Below are 2,958 nucleotides of genomic sequence, written 5' to 3'. Positions count from 1 at the left end.
ACCGTGGTCAACGTGGCCGATAGTGCCGACGTTAACGTGGGGAAGGGAACGATCAAACTTTTCCTTAGCCATCGATACAATCCTCCGCAGAAGAAATAGTCTTGCGCTGATAAAACAAAGGCAGATATTTTCATATCTGCCTTGTTTATATGGAGCTCTTGGGCAGATTTGAACTGCCGACCTCACCCTTATCAGGGGTGCGCTCTAACCAACTGAGCTACAAGAGCGAAACACTTTGTGCAAAATCCAGCAAACTTGGAGCGGGTAGCGGGAATCGAACCCGCATCATCAGCTTGGAAGGCTGAGGTTCTACCACTAAACTATACCCGCGGAGCTTGCGGCTCTCGCTAAAACTGGTGGAGGGAGAAGGATTCGAACCTTCGAAGCTCTCGCAACGGATTTACAGTCCGTCCCCTTTGACCGCTCGGGAATCCCTCCAGATGTGGCCGGCATTCTATTTGTCTGCCGCCCCAGTGTCAAGCGTTTTTTCAAATTTTTTCAATCAAATCTGAAACTTAGCTGCTTTGACACCGCTTCCAGTTCTGCCACCTGAGTGGTGTTCCCTGTGAAGCGGGCGCCATTCTATCAAGCTATTCGCCAGTTGCAATACCCTGGCAGAAAATAATTTTGTGTTTTAAGTCTTTGAAATCGTTGGAAAGAGTCGCGAGGACGGTTTGGTCCAGCAAACGCTCGCTTTCCGGGGCAACCTTGAGCCAACGACCATCTGCACCAGGCAACTGCCCTACCACCGGCAGCGTGGCGATATCCAGGCTCAACAGGCGCTGACGCAGTGCATCGAGTTGGCCCTGCCCCGTTACACCGCCCACTACCAGACACTCATCCCGGCGCTTGGGTGGCGCCGACACACCCGTTTCACGCAACAGGCGAATCTCTTGCTGACTCCCCTTGTACAGCGACAAGGGTGCGACTTCCTTGACCTTCAGCGGGGCTTCCTGCTGGTGCCACACGTAATAGAAGACGTTGAGCACCAGTAACAGCAGAAACAACCAACGCATAGGCACCTCAATCCAATGGGCAGGCCATGGCCAGGCCTACGAAAACCAGGTCAGGCACGACACGCGCCTGCGGCACGGCCTCCCTTACCAGCGGCGCGTCGCCACCTGTAAGGAATACCGTGAAATCCTCCCCCCACAACGTACGTGCCTGCTCGAGCTGGGTACGCGCAAAACCCTGGAGCATCAACACGCAACCGCGCTCGACGGCCTCGACAGTCGAGCGCCCTGGCGCAAGGCTGGCCAATGCACGCTCGGCGGAGGCATCGTCATAACGGATACGCCGGGTGTGGGTACGCAACTGGCTACGCATCAATGGCATACCCGGGCAGATGTAGCCACCCAGGTGCTCGCCGTCCGCCGCAACGAAATCCGCTTTTGCAGCGGTCCCCAGATCAATCACCAGGCAGGCGCCCTTGGCCAGGTGAAATGCTCCCAGCGCCGCCAACCAACGGTCCATGCCCAGGCGCTGGTAGTCGTCATAGCCATTGCGCACACCTGCCATTTCCTGGGCCGGGTGCGCCACACGGGCCTGCACTGCAAACGCCTGGGCAATCATCGCGCAAAGCGCGTCGTTTTCTTCCTCACTGCGCACACTGACAATGCGGCAGCCGGTAAGACGCACCGAAGCCAGTGCAGCCACTTCGGCCACCAGCGCCTGATCGGAATCGACGATACCACCGCTTTCAATCGCCGCATCAGCAACATGGATTACCCGCCACTTGATGAAGCTGTTACCGCAATCGAGCTCAAGAATCATCACGCAACCTCAAACTGAGCTCACCACCACTGAAGCTCTTTTCCACCCCGTCCACCTCAAGGCGCAAGCCGCCCTGCCCGTCGACGCCAAGAACCACGCCATCAATGCGCGTACTACCCGCAACCAGAGAAACCTTGCAGCCCTGCCAGAGATGCGCCTGCTCCCATTCTTCCTGGAATGCGGCAAAACCGTAGCGACGATGCCGTGCCAATTCGTGTTGCAGCTGCTGACTGAGTAACGCTACCAGCCGGTTACGGTCGATTGTCGCACCCACTTCACGCCGCATCGAGGTCCACACCTGATCGACCTGATCGTTGGTCTGCATGTTCACATTGATGCCGATACCCAGCACCACATGACAGACATCTGCCGGGTCACCCACCAACTCCAGGAGAATGCCGGTGATCTTCTGCCCCCGAACGAGGACATCGTTGGGCCATTTGAGCCCCACATCCTTTACCCCGAACGCCTGCAGGGTACGCATTACTGCCAACCCCACCACCAGGCTCAAGCCCTCAAGCTGGCGCATGCCACCATCCACACGGAGTACCAGGCTGTAATAGAGGTTTTCGGCAAACGGGCTGACCCACTGCCGACCACGCCGACCACGGCCAGCGCTCTGGCGCTCGGCCAGGACCAAAAATGGAGCGGTCTGCCCTTCCCCGGCGAGCCGCAGGCCTTCGGCGTTAGTCGAATCGATGGTTTCATGGATGAAAACGGGCCACTGCTCGCCTTCGGCAAACCCGGCGATCGCCTGGGCATCGAGCAAAGCCAGTGGCGCTGCCAGCTGGTAGCCGCGCCCACGAACCTTGTGAATGGTGAGGTTCAGCTCGCTCTCCAGGTGCTGCAGCTGCTTCCAAACGGCGCTGCGACTCACCCCGAGGGCTGCCCCCAGAGCTTCTCCGGAATGGAACCGACCATCCTTGAGGAGATTCAACAACTTCAGCATGCCAGTCTCGACTTGGAATAAGGCAGGCATGATAGCTATGGGCTGTTGGCTTGCATAGGAAAAGGGCCTGCCAGCAGGGCGAAGGGCCCGCGCCGAATCTGTGAGAGCTGTTTTAGCGGCGAAGCAGACGACGCGGAGGATGGCACCGGCTTTGCCGGTGTTCGCGGGTGAACCCGCTCCCACAGGGGGCGCGTATGCCCGGGAGTTTTTGCGCCACAAAGACAAAACCCCTACCT

General features: G+C 58.2%; 3 protein-coding genes, 3 tRNA genes and 1 pseudogene. All 7 read right to left on the bottom strand.

Going from position 1 to position 2,958, the window contains the following annotated elements:
- A pseudogene (locus tag M2S36_RS24880) lies at window positions 1–72 on the bottom strand (GTP-binding protein); the annotation flags it as partial.
- A gap of 78 nt (window positions 73–150) precedes the next feature.
- Window positions 151–227, bottom strand: a tRNA-Ile gene (locus M2S36_RS24875).
- Window positions 228–256: 29 nt separating this feature from the next.
- A tRNA-Gly gene (locus M2S36_RS24870) sits at window positions 257–330 on the bottom strand.
- A 24-nt stretch (window positions 331–354) separates the two neighbouring features.
- Window positions 355–438 (bottom strand) — tRNA-Tyr (locus tag M2S36_RS24865).
- Window positions 439–590: 152 nt separating this feature from the next.
- Window positions 591–1,016 (bottom strand): hypothetical protein, encoded by a 426-nt coding sequence (locus M2S36_RS24860; RefSeq protein ID WP_207832717.1) that lies wholly within the window; start codon window positions 1,014–1,016, stop codon window positions 591–593.
- A 7-nt stretch (window positions 1,017–1,023) separates the two neighbouring features.
- Complete coding sequence (locus tag M2S36_RS24855; RefSeq protein ID WP_207832715.1) at window positions 1,024–1,773, bottom strand: pantothenate kinase; 750 nt, start codon at window positions 1,771–1,773, stop codon at window positions 1,024–1,026.
- Complete coding sequence (gene birA / locus M2S36_RS24850) at window positions 1,763–2,722, bottom strand: bifunctional biotin--[acetyl-CoA-carboxylase] ligase/biotin operon repressor BirA (RefSeq protein WP_207832713.1); 960 nt, start codon at window positions 2,720–2,722, stop codon at window positions 1,763–1,765. Before birA ends, M2S36_RS24855 begins: the two co-directional genes overlap by 11 nt.
- Window positions 2,723–2,958 lie beyond the last annotated feature (236 nt).

It is taken from the genome of Pseudomonas sp. SF2, assembly GCF_036858055.1.
Classification (GTDB): domain Bacteria; phylum Pseudomonadota; class Gammaproteobacteria; order Pseudomonadales; family Pseudomonadaceae; genus Aquipseudomonas.
The sequence above is the reverse complement of the archived record's forward strand: the minus strand, read 5'-3'. Positions and strand labels throughout refer to the sequence as shown.